Here is a 14884-nt window from a genome sequence, read left to right as displayed (position 1 = left end):
GCAGCGGACCAGAAGGAGGTGCGGCGTGTCGACGCCGCTTGCCGACACGACCAACCCCGACCTCGACCTGCTCTACGCCGTCAACGGCCTGGCCAAGCGCTCCCCGCAGTGGCTGGACCACCTGGTCTCGTGGATCGGCGAGTACGGCATCCTGATCGGCCTGGCGATGCTCGGTCTGGTGGCCTGGCTCCAGGCCAGACGCCGGCCGGACGCGCCGGTGGCGGTGGCCGGGCTGCTCTGGGTGCCGCTCTCGGTGGCCGTCGCCGAACTGGCCAACCTGCCGATCGCCGCGATCGTGAACCGCCCGCGTCCCTTCGTCGACCATCCCGGGCTGCTGGTGCTGGTGGACGGCAAGGCCGGCACCCACTCCTTCGTCAGCGACCACTCGACCATGACCATGGGTGTCGCGGTGGCGCTGTTCCTGGTGAACCGCAGGCTGGGCTGGATCGCCGGCGGGCTGGCGCTCCTCCAGGGCTTCTGCCGGATGTTCATGGGCGTCCACTACCCGACCGACGTGATCGGCGGCTTCGCGCTCGCCGTCGCCGTGGTGCTGCTGCTGGCGCCGATCGCGATGGCGGTGCTGGTGCCGTTCTGCCACGCGCTGAGCCGCACGGCGGTCGCCCCGCTGATCCGGGCGCCCGAGCGCGGCGGTGCGGCCCGCGTCGGGGCCGGTCCGCGTGGCCGTCGCCGCGGGCGCGGGGCGGTGCGGGCCGGGGAGCAGCCGCCGGAGTCCGACCTCGCGGCCTGACGCCGTCTCCCGGGCCCGGCGCGGCGGAGGTGTCCAGGGCCCGGCGCCGCGCAAGTGTCCCGGGCCCGGCGCCGCGGAGGTGTCCCGGGCCCGGTGGGATCAGTCCGGTCCGGCGCCGTTCTCGGCGAGGTGGTCGGCCCCCTCGCGGCGGGCCAGATCGCGCGAGCGGCGGGCCGGGGAGTACCAGCCGCAGCTGCAGGTCGCGAAGGCGAAGGATCCGCGCTCGCCGACCGCGAGGCGGTGTTCGGGCATCCGGGCGGTGCCGGGTGCCGTCGGCAGCTCACTGTGCACGTGGTTCACGGTAGCGCCCGCGCCGGCCCCCGTAACCCTTGGCGTCTCAACTCGTTTGCCCGGAAAGAGCTCTGCCCGCCCGGTGGTGGCCGGCGGGGCAGTCGGGCCCGAGGGGGTTGTCGCGAGGATGAAGATGACCGACCAGCAGCGCACCGGACGGTCGGCACGCCGTCCGGGTCCGCACCTGCGCTCGGCGGCCGGGGCCGCCCTGCTCGCCGCCGTCCTGGCGGCGGGGGCCGCCGGCTGCTCCGGCGGCCCCGTCGACGGCTCCTCCGACCAGCAGTCGGGCGCCCCCGACCAGCTCGCCGCGGACGCGCTGACGGCGGTGCGCAACGCCCCCGACATCACGGGCCGCACCGGCTCCGCGCACGCCGCGACCGAGCTGGTCACCGAGTCGACCGAGAAGAAGGCCTCGTTCAGCGGCACCGGCGGCTACGACTACGTCAAGCGGATCGGCCGGCTGGAGGTCCAGGTGCCGCCGGGTGCGGCGACCACCGGGAAGATCGTCGAGGTGGTCCTGCCGGGCACCGTCTACCTCCAGAACAGCGGTGCCAAGGTCCCCGCGGGCAAGTGGGTCAAGCTGGACGTGCGCCAGCTGCCGGACGGCAACCTGGTCAGCAGCGGGGCCACCGACCCGGCCTCGGCGGCGGGGGCGCTGCGCGGGGCGCAGAAGGCGGAGGCGGTGGGCACCGAGACCGTCGACGGGGTGGCGCTGCACCATTTCCGGGGCACCCTGGACCTGGTGAAGGCGGCCGACGCGACGGGCGGCAGGGGCGGGGACGGCCTGCGGACGGGCGCGCAGACCTTCACCGTCAAGGAGGTCCCGTACGACGCCTGGCTGGACGACCAGGGCCGGCTGCGCAAGGTGGTCGAGGTGTTCACCTTCGCCGGGGTGGCCGGGTCGAAGGAGCCCAAGGACCAGGTGAAGGTGACGTCGACGACCTCGCTGTCGGACTTCGGCAAGCCGGTGGAGGCGGCCGAGCCCTCGGCCTCGGACATCTACCGGATGAAGCCCACGGAGAGCCCGAAGTAGGGCTGGTCCGACACGCCCCGGGCCGCCGGGGCAGCGCTCCGGCGCCGGGGCGAGACGGGGTGCCGCCGGGGCGGGTGGCCGTCCGGGGAGCGACTGCCACCCGTTTCGGCGGCGCCGAGATGGCCCGTCCGTGCCATGTGGACGGGCCCCGAAGTGCCTAGGCTGGACTCCGGGTGGCTGCCGCCCGGGCTGGCGAGGCACTGAAGGGGTGGTGCAGGTGGTGTCGTCCACGGGCGGCCGCAGCGGCGGCCACGACGACGCGGCCCTCGACGAGATCGATCTGGCCGGCGAGCTGATGATCGCCGCGACGGCCAGCTCCGGCGACCGGCTGCCGACCGAGCGGATCGACGAGGTGCTGCTGGACCGGTCCGAACCCGGGCAGTGCGACCGGGAGGCCGACGGCTAGCGGGCTCCGGGCGCTACGCGGGCTCCGGGTGCGACACGGACTCCGGGCGCGACACGGGCTCCGGGCGCGACGCGGGCGGGCCCGCTCCGGGAGCGACGCGCCCCCGGAGCGAAGCGGTCGGCCCGGCGGCTCAGCTGCGCAGCAGGCGGCTGATCGCGGCGGTGGCCTCCGCCACCTTGGCGTCCAGTTCGGCGCCGCCCTCCTCGGCGGCCGCGGCGACGCAGTGCCGCAGGTGCTCCTCCAGCAGGGAGAGCGCGAAGGACTGCAGCGCCTTGGTGCCGGCCGAGACCTGGGTGAGCACGTCGATGCAGTAGACGTCCTCGTCGACCATGCGCTGGAGGCCGCGGATCTGGCCCTCGATCCGGCGCAGCCGCTTGAGGTGGGCGTCCTTCTGCGCGCTGTAGCCGTGCGGGCCGTGGTGCCCGGCCGGGGCCTGGCCGGCGGGCGGCTCGGTCCCCTGCGCGTGCTCCGGCTCGCTGCGCGCTTGCGTCGTGGTCATCGGCCCCGCCTTCGTCTCAGTGCCTGGTGGCTGCGTCGGCCACAAGTGTCCAACACCGGGGCCCTCCGTGGTGTTCCGACGGCCGTCCCGGCATGTGCCGCGGGGGCGCTGGAGGGGGCTCCCGGCGGTTCACCCGTCTGAGCGGCGCCCCGTTCTCCGGTGCGCACGACGGGGACAATCCGGGCGAGGTTCCGTCAGACTGGGGCTCGCGTCCACGTGTGGTGGTGCGCCCGGATCAGCCGGTGCGGCGGCCGAACGGAAGGGGAGGTTCCGGCTCCTTCCCCGACACCCCGTTTGCGTGATTGCGTTCGGTTGCACCTAGCATCGTTCAGTCCCTACCCCGCACATCGGAGATTTCCGTGCGTTTTAGCCTGACCCCGAAGGAGACGAGCTTCTACGACATGTTCGCCGCCGCGGCGGAGAACCTTGTCGTCGGATCAAAGCTCCTTTTGGAGCTGCTGGGATCAGACGTGTCGGCCCGTGCGGAGATCGTCGAGCGCATGCGCGCCGCCGAGCACGCCGGGGACGACACCACCCATGCCGTCTTCCACCAGCTGAACTCGTCCTTCATCACGCCCTTCGACCGCGAGGACATCTACAGCCTCGCCTCGTCGCTGGACGACATCATGGACTTCATGGAGGAAGCCGTCGACCTGGTCGTCCTCTACGACATCCAGACCCTGCCGAAGGGCGTCGAGCAGCAGATCGAGGTGCTGGCGCGCGCCGCGGAGCTCACCGCCGAGGCGATGCCGAACCTGCGCAGCATGTCGAACCTCACCGAGTACTGGATCGAGGTCAACCGCCTGGAGAACCAGGCCGACCAGATCCACCGCAAGCTGCTCGCCCACCTGTTCTCCGGTCAGTACGACGCCATCGAGGTCCTCAAGCTCAAGCAGGTCGTGGACGTCCTTGAGGAGGCGGCGGACGCGTTCGAGCACGTCGCCAACACGGTGGAGACCATCGCCGTCAAGGAGTCCTGACCCCCGTGGACATGGCAGCACTCATCGCCGTCATCGGCGTTGCGTTCTTCTTCACGTACACCAACGGCTTCCACGACTCGGCGAACGCGATCGCCACGTCGGTCTCCACCCGGGCGCTCACTCCCCGGGCGGCGCTGGCGATGGCCGCGGTGATGAACCTGGCGGGCGCGTTCCTCGGCAGCGGCGTGGCGCACACCGTCTCCCAGGGGATCATCGAGACCCCCACCGGCAACCAGGGGATGGCGATCCTGTTCGCGGCCCTGGTCGGGGCGATCGCCTGGAACCTGGTCACCTGGTACTTCGGCCTCCCGTCCTCCTCCTCGCACGCGCTGTTCGGCGGCATGGTGGGCGCGGCCCTGGCCGGCGGCACCGAGGTGATCTGGAGCGGGGTCCTCGACAAGATCGTCATCCCGATGTTCGTCTCGCCGGTGGTCGGCCTGGTCGGCGGCTTCCTGGTGATGCTGGCGATCCTGTGGATCTTCCGCCGGGCCAACCCGCACCGGGCCAAGCGCAACTTCCGGGTCGCCCAGACCGCCTCGGCCGCCGCGATGGCCCTGGCGCACGGCCTCCAGGACGCCCAGAAGACCATGGGCATCGTGGTCATGGCACTGACCATCTCCGGCCACCAGTCCGGCAACGGCATTCCGGTCTGGGTGAAGATCTCCTGCGCGACGATGCTCTCGCTGGGCACCTACGCGGGCGGCTGGCGGATCATGCGGACGCTCGGCCGGAAGATCATCGAGCTGGACCCGCCGCAGGGCTTCGCCGCCGAGGCCACCTCCGCGACGGTCATGTACATCTCGTCGTTCGTCTTCAAGGCGCCGATCTCCACCACCCACGTGATCACCGCGGCGATCATGGGCGCGGGGGCCACCAAGCGGATCCGCGCGGTGCGCTGGGGCGTCGCGAAGAACATCGTGCTCGGCTGGTTCATCACGATGCCGGCGGCCGCCGTCGTCGCAGCGCTGATGTACTGGTTCGTCCACCTGTTCTGGGGCTGACGGCCCCGCAGGACGCGCGAACGGACAGGGCCCGCCCCCACATCTCGGGGGCGGGCCCTTTTCCATGTCCCGCGGCGGCACCGCCATGCAGCACCGCGGGACAGCTCGCGGTCCGTCACGCGTCCCGGCGCCTCGGCGCCGCCCGTGACGGGGCTCCGGTCTAGCCGAAGCGGCCGGAGATGTAGTCCTCGGTGGCCTGGACCTGCGGGTTGGAGAAGATCCGCTGGGTGTCGTCCAGCTCGACCAGCTTGCCCGGCTGGCCGACGCCGGCCAGGTTGAAGAAGGCGGTGCGGTCGCTGACGCGGGCCGCCTGCTGCATGTTGTGGGTCACGATGACGATGGTGAACTGCTCCTTGAGCTCGCCGATCAGGTCCTCGATGGCGAGGGTGGAGATCGGGTCGAGCGCGGAGCAGGGCTCGTCCATCAGCAGGACCTGGGGCTCGACCGCGATGGCGCGGGCGATGCACAGGCGCTGCTGCTGACCGCCGGAGAGGCCGGCCCCCGGCTTGTTCAGCCGGTTGTGGACCTCCTTCCAGAGGTTGGCGCCCTTCAGCGAACGCTCCACCACCTCGTCCAGCACGGACTTCTTCTTCACGCCGGAGAGCCGCAGACCCGCGATCACGTTGTCGTAGATCGACATGGTCGGGAAGGGGTTCGGGCGCTGGAAGACCATGCCGACCGAGCGGCGCACGGCGACCGGGTCGACGTTGGAGGCGTAGAGGTTCTCGTCGTCCAGGAGGACCTTGCCCTCGACCCGGGCGCCCGGGATCACCTCGTGCATCCGGTTCAGGGTCCGGAGGAAGGTGGACTTGCCGCAGCCGGACGGGCCGATGAAGGCGGTCACCGAGCGGGGCTCGATGCTCATCGAGATGTCCTCGATGGCCTTGGTGGTGCCGTAGTAGGCCGACAGTCCGCTGACGTCGATGCGCTTGGCCATGATCGTTGCTTCTCTCGTCTGTCTCGTACGTCAGTCGGTCGCTCAGTGCCCGCCCTTGGGCGAGCGCCAGCGTGCGATGCCCCGGGCGACGAGGTTGAGCCCCATCACGAAGGCGATCAGCACCAGCGCCGCGCCCCAGGCACGGGCGTAGCCGAAGTCGTTGTTGACCTGCGAGTACTGGGTCCAGATGTACATCGGCAGGGACTGCTGCGGTCCGTCGAACGGGTTGTTGTTGATGTAGTCGGCGCCGAACACCAGCATCATCACCGGGGCGGTCTCGCCCGTGATGCGGGCGACCGCGAGCATCACACCGGTGGTGATGCCGCCGATCGCGGTGGGGATGACGATCCGCAGGATGGTCTTCCACTTCGGCACGCCGAGCGCGTACGAGGCTTCGCGCAGCTCGTTCGGGACGAGCTTCAGCATCTCCTCGGTGGACCGGACCACGACCGGCATCATCAGGATCGCCAGCGCGAGGCTGCCCGAGAAGCCGGAGTAGCTGAAGCCCAGGGCGAGGTTCCAGAGCGAGAGGATGAACAGACCGGCGACGATCGACGGGATGCCCGTCATGACGTCGACGAAGAAGGTGACCGCCTTGGCGAGCGTGCCACGGCCGTACTCGACCAGGTAGACGGCGGTCAGCAGCCCGATCGGGGCCGCGATCGCGGTGGCCAGGGCGACCTGCTCCAGGGTGCCGATCAGCGCGTGGTAGATGCCGCCGCCGGGCCCGGACTGGATCACGCCCTTCATGGAGTGGCTCAGGAAGTTCCCGTCGACCACCCCGATGCCCTGCTGGACGGTGTAGAAGGTCAGGGCGACCAGGGGGACGACGGCCAGGATGAAGGCGACCCAGACCACCGAGGTGGCGAAGCGGTCCTTGGCCTGCCGGCGGCCCTCGACCCGGGCCGAGAGGACGTAGCTGATCAGGACGAAGAGCAGGGCCGAGATCAGGCCCCACTGGAGGTGGCTGGCCAGCCCGCCGGCCGCGCCGATCCCGCAGCCGAGGGCGATCGAGCCGACGGCCACGGCGGCCGGGGCCCACTTGGGCAGTCGGTTGGCGGTCAGCGGACGGCCGACCGGCCGGGCGTCCTCGATGACGGCGGTGACGGTCATGCGTTGGCCCCCGAGTACTCCTTGCGGCGGGCGATGATCAGTCGCGCGGCACCGTTCACCAGCAGGGTGATGACGAACAGGACGAGGCCGGAGGCCATCAGCGCGTTGCGGCCGTTGTCACCGGCCTCGGCGAACTTCAGCGCGATGTTCTGCGCGAAGGTGCCGCCGCCCGCGTCGAGGATGTGCGGCGACAGGACGTTGCTGGCGGAGAGCACCACCGCGACCGCGATGGTCTCGCCGAGCGCGCGGCCGAGGCCGAGCATCGAGGCCGAGATGATGCCGGGGCGGCCGAACGGCAGCACCGCGGTGCGGATCATCTCCCAGCGGGTCGCGCCGAGGGCGAGCGCCGCCTCCTCGTGCATCCGCGGCACCTGGCGGAACACCTCGCGGGAGACCGCGGTGATGATCGGCAGGACCATGATCGCCAGCAGGATGCCGACGGTGAACAGGTTGCGCGGGGTGCCGGTCCTGGTCTGGTCGAAGATGTACGTCCAGCCCAGGTACTCGTTGAGCCAGCTGGTCAGGCCGTCCATGTGCGGGACCAGGAAGAGCGCGCCCCAGAGGCCGTAGACGATGCTGGGGACGGCGGCGAGCAGGTCGACCAGGTAGGCGAACGGCTGGGCGATCCTGCGCGGCGCGTAGTGCGAGATGAACAGCGCGATCCCGATGGCCACCGGGACGGCGATCGCCATCGCGATGACGGCACTGACGATGGTGCCGAAGGCCAGGACGGCGATGCCGAAGACGGGCTTCGGGGCGTCCGGCGTCCACTCGAAGCTGGTGAGGAAGTTGCCCTCGTTGGTGGTCAGGGCCAGGACCGACCGCCAGGTCAGGAACGCGGCGATGGCGGCCATGACGACCAGCAGGAGGATGCCCGAGCCCCGGGCGAGGTTCATGAAGATCTTGTCGCCGACCCGGCTGTCGCGCGGCCGGCGTTCCCTGCCTCGCGGGGCGGCAGGGGAGGATGAAGTCATTGGTCTACTCCGGTCTGGTGGTGCCGCCCCGGAAGGGGGACGGCACCATGGCGGCGGTGCCCCGGACGTGGTGCTGGGTGTGGTCCGTTCCGGTGGGGCGGCCCCGGCCCCCCTCGCTCACGGGGCCGCTCCACCGGGGGTCCTGTCGGGTCAGGCCAGAGTGGCGATGACGCCGTTGACCTTGTCGGTCACGGCCTTCGGCAGCGGGACGTAGCCCTTCTCGCCGATGGCCTTCTGACCCGCGTCGCTGGCGGTGTAGGTCAGGAAGGACTTCAGGGTGTCGAGGGTCTCGGCCTTGTTGCCCTTGTCGCAGACGATCTCGTAGGTGACCAGGACCAGCGGGTAGGAACCCTCTTCCTTGGTCGCGTAGTCGAGCTTCAGCGCGAGGTCGCTGCCGGTGCCGGCGGCCTGCGCCTTGGCGATCGTGGAGGCGGCGTTCTCGGCGGTGGCCTCGACCGGCTTGGCGGCGCCCGTGTTGATCGCGGCGCTCTTCAGGCTGTTGGTCTGGGCGTAGGCCAGCTCGACGTAGCTGATCGAATTCTTGACCTGCTTCACCTGGGCCGAGACACCGGCGCTGCCGTTGGCCGACTGGCCGCCCTTGCCCGCCCAGGCCTTGCCGGCCGGGTAGGACCAGGCGCCGCCGCCGGCGGCGGCGAAGTACTTGGTCAGGTTCTCGGTGGTGCCGGCGTCGTCCGAGCGGTGGAAGGTCTGGATCTCGGTGTCCGGCAGCTTGGCGCCCGGGTTCAGGGCCGCGATCGCCGGGTCGTTCCACTTGGTGATCTGCGAGTCGAAGATCTTGGCGGAGGTCGGGCCGTCCAGGACCAGGTTGTCGACACCGTCGACGTTGTAGACCAGCGAGATCAGACCGCCGACCATCGGCAGGTCGATGCCCTGGCCGCCGGTGCAGACCGCCTTGGAGGCGTCGACCTCGGCCGGCTTCAGGGCCGAGTCGGAGCCGGCGAACTGGATCTTGCCCTGGTTGAACTGCTGGATGCCGGCACCGGAGCCGCCACCCTGGTAGTTGATGGTGCTGCCGGAGCAGGCGGCGGCGAAGCTGGTCTTCCAGACGTCCATCGCCGCGCCCTGCGCGGTCGAACCGGCGGCGATCAGCGAACCGGCCTTGCCACAGTTGATCGCGGCGGCGGGCGCGGCGGAACCGCCGGAGCCACCGGACGCGGTCGTGTTGTTGTTGTTGTCCGACCCGCAGGCGGCGAGCGACAGCGAGCTGACGAGCGCCATGGCACCGATCGCGAGGGCCTTGGAGCGGCCGTTCCGCTGGAGCTTCACAGGGGTGTCCCTTTCTGTGGCATTGCCCTTGCGCGGGCCGTACGGCTACGGCGGCCCAGCACGGGTTTTGCTGTGGTCCGGGGCCCGTTCGGCCCTCCGGTGGTCCCGAAGTTAGGCCGGGTAAGTGACACGACAGCCGGTCGCAAGTGAACGGGGAGTGAACCTCGAACGGATGACAGGAAACTACGTCAGGTAGTAACGGTTGCGTCACGGCAAGGGCGCGGGAAGATCACTTCCACCGTTCCTTCACCGGTGCCGCCCCGGCCGCCCGCACCGGCTTCGCCCCCAGGAGCGCCAGCAGCGCGTCGATCAGCGACCGGTCGTGGTCGTGGGTGAGCCGGGCCCGCGCCTTCCCGGCCGGCAGCCACTCCAGCCGGTCCACCTCCCGGTTGGGCCGGAAGGAGCCGCTGGAGGGCACCGCCGCCCAGTAGCGGACCTCCTTGGGACGGCCCTGCACCCGGTAGTGCCGGGTGGGCAGCTCCGGGCCCAGCAGGCAGCGGAACCCGGTCTCCTCCCGGACCTCGCGCAGCGCCGCGTCGACCACGCCCTCACCGGCTTCGAGCTTGCCCTTCGGCAGGCTCCAGTCGTCGTACTTGGGCCGGTGGATCACCGCGATCCGCGGCCGCCCCAGCCGGCCGCTCTTCTTCGGCCGTCCCGGCAGCCACAGCACCGCGCCCGCCGCCAGCACCACCGGGGCGTGCCCCGCCCCGGTCACGGCCCCCGTCGCCGCCCGGCCGGCGGGCGGGCGCTCGCCCATCTCAGACCGTCCCGGCCGCGGCGGAGTGCCCCCAGGCGTCGGTCGGGACGAGCTCCAGCCAGCCGTCCGGGCCGGGCGGCAGGTCGGGCCAGCGGAGGCCGACGGCGTACCGCGCGGACTCCACCTCCAGCCGCTGGTCGGCGTGCACCACCCCCAGCACGTACGCGGTCGCCGGGGTGATCCGCGGGGTGCGCGCCGCGGTGGCGGCGGTGACGGCGGCGTCCGCCGCCTCCTGCTGCCGGGCCAGCACCAGGTCCAGCCCGTCCAGCTCGGAGGAGGCGCGGCCGCACACCTCCAGTGCGTACCGGGCCCGCTTCACCAGGATCCGCATCCGGGCCCAGGGCGCGTCGTCGGCCGCCAGCGCGGTGTCCGCGTCGGTCGCCCCGCGGGACGCCGGAACCGTGCCCAGCCGGCGCAGCCCGTCCCCGCCGTACGGCGTCGCGGCCCGCCGCAGCGGCAGCTGCTGGGCGCCCGCGGTCAGCGCGGCGAAGGCGGCGGCGGCCTGCGGCAGCAGCACCGCGGGGGCCCGGCCGCCCGCCGACTCCAGCAGCGGGGCGTCGCCGACCAGCAGGGTCATCCGGTCCGCCAGCGCGTGCAGCCGGGCGGAGCGGAGCTCCTGGAGCACCGTGGAGTGCGCCCTGGTCCGGGCCAGGGTCAGCTGCCGGTCCAGCAGCGCCCGCGCCTTGGGGGCGCCCACGTGGCCGGCCAGCATGCCCGTCCCGTCCGGGTCGGTGCCGCTCAGCGAGTCCAGCGCGCCCAGCAGCCGGGCCGAGCGGCGGACGTAGCCGGGCTCCAGCGCCAGCAGGTTGAGCAGCCAGCGCAGCTCGGTGCGCGACTCCTGCGCCCAGGTCTGCTCGAAGACCGAGCCGAAGGTGTGCAGCAGCCCGCCGACCCGCCGGACGGCCCGCAGCAGGTCCGAGGTGCCGGCCGACGGGACGACCGAGGCCGTCCCGGGTCTGGCGCCGACCTCGCCCACCGCCAGCGGCAGCGCGCGCAGGAAGGCGCCGGCCTGGGCGGTGAGGTGGTGGGAAAGGATGTCCCCGGCGGTCGCTGTGGAGGCCGCCTGGGCCGTCATCGGCGCTTCGGTCATGGCGTGGTAGATCCCCGTTCCTCCGAGGTGCTCCCCCGGAGCTGGTGGCCGACCGCCGGGACAGGTCCCCTTGCCGTCCCGGCGGCTTCGCATCAGTGGACGCGTCAGCGCGAGGTCGCGGCCCGGCGGCGCTGGCGCGAGTCGATCAGCAGGTCCTGGACGTGTCGCAGCGGACGGTCCTCGACGTCCTGCGAGTGGCGGGTCCACGCGCCGTCCGGCCCCAGGTGCCAGGACTCGGTCTCGTCCGACACCCCGAGGTCGATCAGCCCGGACAGCTCGGCGCGGTGCGCCGGATCGGTGATCCGCATCAGCGCCTCGATCCGGCGGTCCAGGTTGCGGTGCATCATGTCGGCGCTGCCGATCCAGACCTCCGGATCGCCGTTGTTGCCGAACACGAAGATCCGGGAGTGCTCCAGGAAGCGGCCCAGGATGCTGCGGACCCGGATGTTCTCGCTCAGCCCCGGCACGCCCGGGCGGATCGCGCAGATCCCGCGCACCCAGACGTCCACCGGCACACCGGCCTGGGAGGCCCGGTACAGCGCGTCGATCACGGCCTCGTCGACGATCGAGTTGACCTTGAGCTTCACGTAGGCCGGGCGGCCCGCCCGGTGGTGGGCGATCTCGTTGTGGATCCGTGAGACCAGCCCGTCGCGCAGGCCGCGCGGGGCGGTCAGCAGGCGGCGGTAGGACTCGCGGCGCGAGTAGCCGGAGAGCCGGTTGAACAGGTCCGAGAGGTCCGCGCCGACCTGCGGGTCGGAGGTGAGCAGGCCGAGGTCCTCGTACAGCCGGGCCGTCTTCGGGTGGTAGTTGCCGGTGCCGACGTGCGAGTAGCGGCGCAGGGTGTCGCCCTCCTGCCGGACCACCAGCGAGAGCTTGCAGTGCGTCTTCAGCCCGACCAGGCCGTACACCACGTGACAGCCGGCCTCCTCCAGCTTGCGGGCCCACTTGATGTTGGCCTGCTCGTCGAAGCGCGCCTTGATCTCCACCAGCACCAGCACCTGCTTGCCGGACTCGGCCGCGTCGATCAGCGCGTCGACGATCGGCGAGTCGCCGGAGGTGCGGTACAGGGTCTGCTTGATCGCCAGCACGTCCGGGTCCCCGGCGGCCTGCTCCAGGAAGGCCTGAACCGAGGTGGAGAAGCTGTCGTAGGGGTGGTGCAGCAGGACGTCGCGCTCGCGCATCGCGGCGAAGATGTCCGGCTGGGAGGCCGACTCGACGTCGGTCAGCCCCCGGGCCGTGCCGGCCACGAACTTCGGGTACTTGAGCTCCGGGCGGTCCAGCTCGGCGATCCCGAACAGCCCGGTCAGGTCCAGCGGCCCGGGCAGCGGGAAGACCTCGGCCTCGGTGATGTTCAGCTCCCGCACCAGCAGGTCCAGGATGTACGGGTCGATCGACTCCTCGACCTCCAGCCGGACCGGCGGGCCGAAGCGCCGCCGCATCAGCTCCTTCTCCAGGGCCTTGAGGATGTTCTCGGTGTCGTCCTCCTCCACCTCCAGGTCCTCGTTGCGGGTGACGCGGAAGGCGTGGTGGGCCAGCACCTCCATCCCCGGGAAGAGTTCCTCCAGGTGGGCGCCCATGACGTCCTCCAGCGGGACGTACCGCTGGGGCGAGGCCTCCAGGAAGCGGGCCAGCGACTGCGGCACCTTGACGCGCGCGAAGTGCTTGTGGCCGGACACCGGGTTGCGCACCACGACGGCCAGGTTGAGCGAGAGTCCCGATATGTACGGGAAGGGGTGCGCCGGGTCGACGGCCAGCGGGGTCAGGACGGGAAAGATCTTCTGCCGGAACAGCGTGTGCAGCCGGGCTTGCTCCTTCTCCGCCAGCTCCGACCAGCGGACCACCTCGATCCCCTCGCCGGCGAGGTCCGGCAGCACCTCCTGCTGGAAGGCCGCGGCGTGGCGCGCCATCAGCTCGCGCGAGCGGGTCCAGATCAGGTCCAGCACCTCGCGCGGCTGGAGGCCGGACGCGCTGCGCTGGGCGACTCCGGTGGCGATCCGGCGCTTGAGGCCGGCCACCCGGACCATGAAGAACTCGTCCAGGTTGCTCGCGAAGATCGCCAGGAACTTCGCCCGCTCCAGCAACGGGATGCCCGGGTCCTCGGCCAGTTCCAGGACCCGTTCGTTGAACGCCAGCCAACTGCGCTCGCGGTCCAGGAAGCGGCCCTGCGGCAGTGCTTCGAACTCCTCCTCGTCCGTGGCCGGCAGCTCCGGCGGAATACCCAGCGCGCCGGACATCCGGGCCGTAGGTGACAGCGGGGCAGAGACGGGGCGGGGGATGCTCATGGGCTCCAGCTCCTCCAGCAGCAGGACGGCGTCCGGACGCGAATGGCTCTGCGGGCCGTCGCCCTCGCCCCGGGCCGGACCCGGGGACAGCACCCACCCTCCCGGTGCGGTCCGTACAGGACCGGCCGGTGCGTGGCGGTCGACTCTGCACGAGCGAGACACTACGGACTTCATCCTGTGATCTTCGCGGCAGCAATTGAATCCACGGTAAACACCGCATGGCCAGGAGGAAAGCTGAGTCGGTCGGAGCAAGGGGCGTCGCCGTCCCGTCCCTCGCCCGCGACCGCTCGCGGGGCCGTCCCGGCCGCGTTCGACGCCGCCGGAGGACCGGGGAGTCCGGTGCGCGGACGCCCCGGGGGCCCGACTAGGCCGACCGGTTCGTCCGGTACTGGGCTCGGTACATGAGGTCCACCTCGTGAACGGCGAATCCCAATCGTTCATATACCCGCACGGCGGCCGGATTGTCGGCGTCGACGTAGAGAAGCACGGTGTCCAGCCCGCGCTCCCCGGTGCCGGTGCCGGTCAGGTGGCGCAGGCCCGCCGCGGTCAGCGCACGGCCGAGACCGCTGCCCTGCTCGGCCGGGTCCACCCCGACCACGTACACCTCGCCGAGCTCGGGCTCGGTGGCGGTGGCCGGGTGCACCTTGGTCCAGTGGAAGCCGACCACCCTGCCGTCGCGGGTCGCGAGGAAGAAGCCGGCCGGGTCGAACCACGGCTCGGCGATCCGCTCGGCCAGGTCCTGCCCGGTCCAGGCGCCCTGCTCGGGGTGGTGGGCGAAGGCCAGGGCGTTCAGCCGCAGCCACTCGGCGTCGTCCTCCCCCGGGCGGAAGGTCCGGAGCTCGATGCCCTCGGGAACGGCCACCTCCTCGGTCTGCCGACCGGTGCGGCGCATCTGCCGCAGCTCGCGGACCAGCTCGGCGCCGTACGCCCCGGCCAGGTGCCGGGCCGCCGGGTGGCCGCCGTGCACCCAGAAGTCCACCGCGTCGCGCCCCGCCCGGTGGGCCTGCTCCAGGACCGCGTCCACCAGCGGGCGGGCCAGGCCGCGACCGCGGGCGGCCGGGTCGACCACCAGCTCGGCGGCGGGGTTGGCCGCCGGGTTCTCCGGCACCTCGAGCTGGCCGTAGCCGAGGACGGCGCCGCTCCCGGTCCCGGATTCGGTCTTGGTGTCGGTGTCGGTGTCGGTGTCGGTCCCGGTCTCGACGAGGTGGATCACACCCGGCCGCGGGATCTCCGCGTTCCGCAACCGAAGCCGGCCCTGCTCGGACACGGCGGCCCGGCCGTCCACCGCCTGGGCCGCCGCCAGAACACGCAGGGAACCGTCGCGCTGCTCGGGCCGGAGCACATCGTCCGCAATGACCGCTGTCTGATCGTCCATGCCCAGACGATACGTCACCGGAAATGCGAAAAGCCCCTGATCCGAGTGGATCAGGGGCTTTTCTGAATAATTGTTCGGCGGCGTCCTACTCTCCCACAGGGTCCCCCCTGC

The 14884-nt window shown here is 71.7% G+C and carries 15 protein-coding genes; 5 read left to right on the top strand and 10 right to left on the bottom strand.

All coding sequences use genetic code 11. The features are described 5' to 3' along the window. Nucleotides 1–25 precede the first annotated feature (25 nt). Nucleotides 26–748 (top strand): phosphatase PAP2 family protein, encoded by a 723-nt coding sequence (locus tag ACFVHV_RS27755; RefSeq protein WP_359914186.1) that lies wholly within the window; start codon nucleotides 26–28, stop codon nucleotides 746–748. A 99-nt stretch (nucleotides 749–847) separates the two neighbouring features. Here ACFVHV_RS27755 and ACFVHV_RS27750 read toward each other — a convergent pair whose 3' ends face one another. Then, nucleotides 848–1039 carry a hypothetical protein gene (locus ACFVHV_RS27750; protein ID WP_359914184.1) on the bottom strand — a complete coding sequence of 64 codons (192 nt, stop codon included), beginning with the start codon at nucleotides 1037–1039 and terminating at the stop codon, nucleotides 848–850. Between the two features lie 133 nt (nucleotides 1040–1172). On the opposite strand from ACFVHV_RS27750, the gene ACFVHV_RS27745 reads away from it, so the two are divergent. Together ACFVHV_RS27745 and ACFVHV_RS27740 are read left to right on the top strand one after the other, a co-directional pair. Continuing rightward, on the top strand, nucleotides 1173–2072 hold the full coding sequence (locus ACFVHV_RS27745) for a hypothetical protein (RefSeq protein ID WP_359914181.1): 900 nt from the start codon (nucleotides 1173–1175) through the stop codon (nucleotides 2070–2072). 217 nt (nucleotides 2073–2289) lie between these two features. Next, nucleotides 2290–2478, top strand: coding sequence for a hypothetical protein (locus ACFVHV_RS27740; protein ID WP_359914178.1), 189 nt, complete (start codon nucleotides 2290–2292; stop codon nucleotides 2476–2478). 130 nt (nucleotides 2479–2608) lie between these two features. On the opposite strand, the gene ACFVHV_RS27735 is transcribed toward ACFVHV_RS27740, so the two are convergent. Next, nucleotides 2609–2977 carry a metal-sensitive transcriptional regulator gene (locus ACFVHV_RS27735; protein ID WP_359914176.1) on the bottom strand — a complete coding sequence of 123 codons (369 nt, stop codon included), beginning with the start codon at nucleotides 2975–2977 and terminating at the stop codon, nucleotides 2609–2611. A gap of 359 nt (nucleotides 2978–3336) precedes the next feature. On the opposite strand from ACFVHV_RS27735, the gene ACFVHV_RS27730 reads away from it, so the two are divergent. Continuing rightward, nucleotides 3337–3957, top strand: a complete 621-nt coding sequence (locus ACFVHV_RS27730; RefSeq protein WP_359914173.1) for a DUF47 family protein — start codon at nucleotides 3337–3339, stop codon at nucleotides 3955–3957. A gap of 5 nt (nucleotides 3958–3962) precedes the next feature. Next, nucleotides 3963–4958, top strand: coding sequence for an inorganic phosphate transporter (locus tag ACFVHV_RS27725; protein ID WP_359914171.1), 996 nt, complete (start codon nucleotides 3963–3965; stop codon nucleotides 4956–4958). A gap of 160 nt (nucleotides 4959–5118) precedes the next feature. Here the strand turns inward: ACFVHV_RS27725 and pstB are convergent, their stop codons facing one another. From pstB to mshD, 8 genes are all read right to left on the bottom strand, one after another. Continuing rightward, a complete protein-coding gene (pstB, locus tag ACFVHV_RS27720) occupies nucleotides 5119–5895 on the bottom strand; it encodes a phosphate ABC transporter ATP-binding protein PstB (RefSeq protein ID WP_359914169.1) in 777 nt (258 codons plus the stop codon). A 42-nt stretch (nucleotides 5896–5937) separates the two neighbouring features. Then, complete coding sequence (gene pstA, locus ACFVHV_RS27715) at nucleotides 5938–7008, bottom strand: phosphate ABC transporter permease PstA (protein ID WP_359914166.1); 1071 nt, start codon at nucleotides 7006–7008, stop codon at nucleotides 5938–5940. Continuing rightward, nucleotides 7005–7982, bottom strand: coding sequence for a phosphate ABC transporter permease subunit PstC (pstC, locus tag ACFVHV_RS27710; protein ID WP_359914163.1), 978 nt, complete (start codon nucleotides 7980–7982; stop codon nucleotides 7005–7007). The genes pstA and pstC overlap by 4 nt, the downstream gene beginning before the upstream one ends. Before the next feature lie 150 nt (nucleotides 7983–8132). After that, nucleotides 8133–9269 carry a phosphate ABC transporter substrate-binding protein PstS gene (gene pstS / locus ACFVHV_RS27705; protein WP_359914160.1) on the bottom strand — a complete coding sequence of 379 codons (1137 nt, stop codon included), beginning with the start codon at nucleotides 9267–9269 and terminating at the stop codon, nucleotides 8133–8135. Nucleotides 9270–9498: 229 nt separating this feature from the next. Then, nucleotides 9499–10026, bottom strand: a complete 528-nt coding sequence (locus ACFVHV_RS27700; RefSeq protein WP_359914157.1) for an NUDIX hydrolase — start codon at nucleotides 10024–10026, stop codon at nucleotides 9499–9501. 1 nt (nucleotide 10027) lies between these two features. Next, complete coding sequence (locus ACFVHV_RS27695; RefSeq protein ID WP_359914154.1) at nucleotides 10028–11116, bottom strand: CHAD domain-containing protein; 1089 nt, start codon at nucleotides 11114–11116, stop codon at nucleotides 10028–10030. Nucleotides 11117–11220: 104 nt separating this feature from the next. After that, nucleotides 11221–13491, bottom strand: coding sequence for an RNA degradosome polyphosphate kinase (locus ACFVHV_RS27690; RefSeq protein ID WP_380354384.1), 2271 nt, complete (start codon nucleotides 13489–13491; stop codon nucleotides 11221–11223). Between the two features lie 271 nt (nucleotides 13492–13762). Next, complete coding sequence (gene mshD, locus ACFVHV_RS27685) at nucleotides 13763–14773, bottom strand: mycothiol synthase (RefSeq protein ID WP_359914151.1); 1011 nt, start codon at nucleotides 14771–14773, stop codon at nucleotides 13763–13765. Between the last annotated feature and the right edge of the window lie 111 nt (nucleotides 14774–14884).

The organism is Kitasatospora sp. NPDC127116 (assembly GCF_042677365.1).
GTDB classification, from domain to species: domain Bacteria; phylum Actinomycetota; class Actinomycetes; order Streptomycetales; family Streptomycetaceae; genus Kitasatospora; species Kitasatospora lactacystinica.
Note: the sequence above shows the minus strand (reverse complement) of the source record. Positions and strands in the feature narration are given on the sequence as shown.

Excerpts from the sequence above, each read along its gene's own strand:
- ACFVHV_RS27745 (WP_359914181.1), top strand. The coding sequence starts at position 1,173 with ATGACCGACCAGCAGCGCACCGGACGGTCGGCACGCCGTCCGGGTCCG.
- ACFVHV_RS27735 (WP_359914176.1), bottom strand. The coding sequence starts at position 2,977 with ATGACCACGACGCAAGCGCGCAGCGAGCCGGAGCACGCGCAGGGGACC.
- pstB (WP_359914169.1), bottom strand. The coding sequence starts at position 5,895 with ATGGCCAAGCGCATCGACGTCAGCGGACTGTCGGCCTACTACGGCACC.
- pstA (WP_359914166.1), bottom strand. The coding sequence starts at position 7,008 with ATGACCGTCACCGCCGTCATCGAGGACGCCCGGCCGGTCGGCCGTCCG.
- pstC (WP_359914163.1), bottom strand. The coding sequence starts at position 7,982 with ATGACTTCATCCTCCCCTGCCGCCCCGCGAGGCAGGGAACGCCGGCCG.
- ACFVHV_RS27700 (WP_359914157.1), bottom strand. The coding sequence starts at position 10,026 with ATGGGCGAGCGCCCGCCCGCCGGCCGGGCGGCGACGGGGGCCGTGACC.
- ACFVHV_RS27695 (WP_359914154.1), bottom strand. The coding sequence starts at position 11,116 with ATGACCGAAGCGCCGATGACGGCCCAGGCGGCCTCCACAGCGACCGCC.
- mshD (WP_359914151.1), bottom strand. The coding sequence starts at position 14,773 with ATGGACGATCAGACAGCGGTCATTGCGGACGATGTGCTCCGGCCCGAG.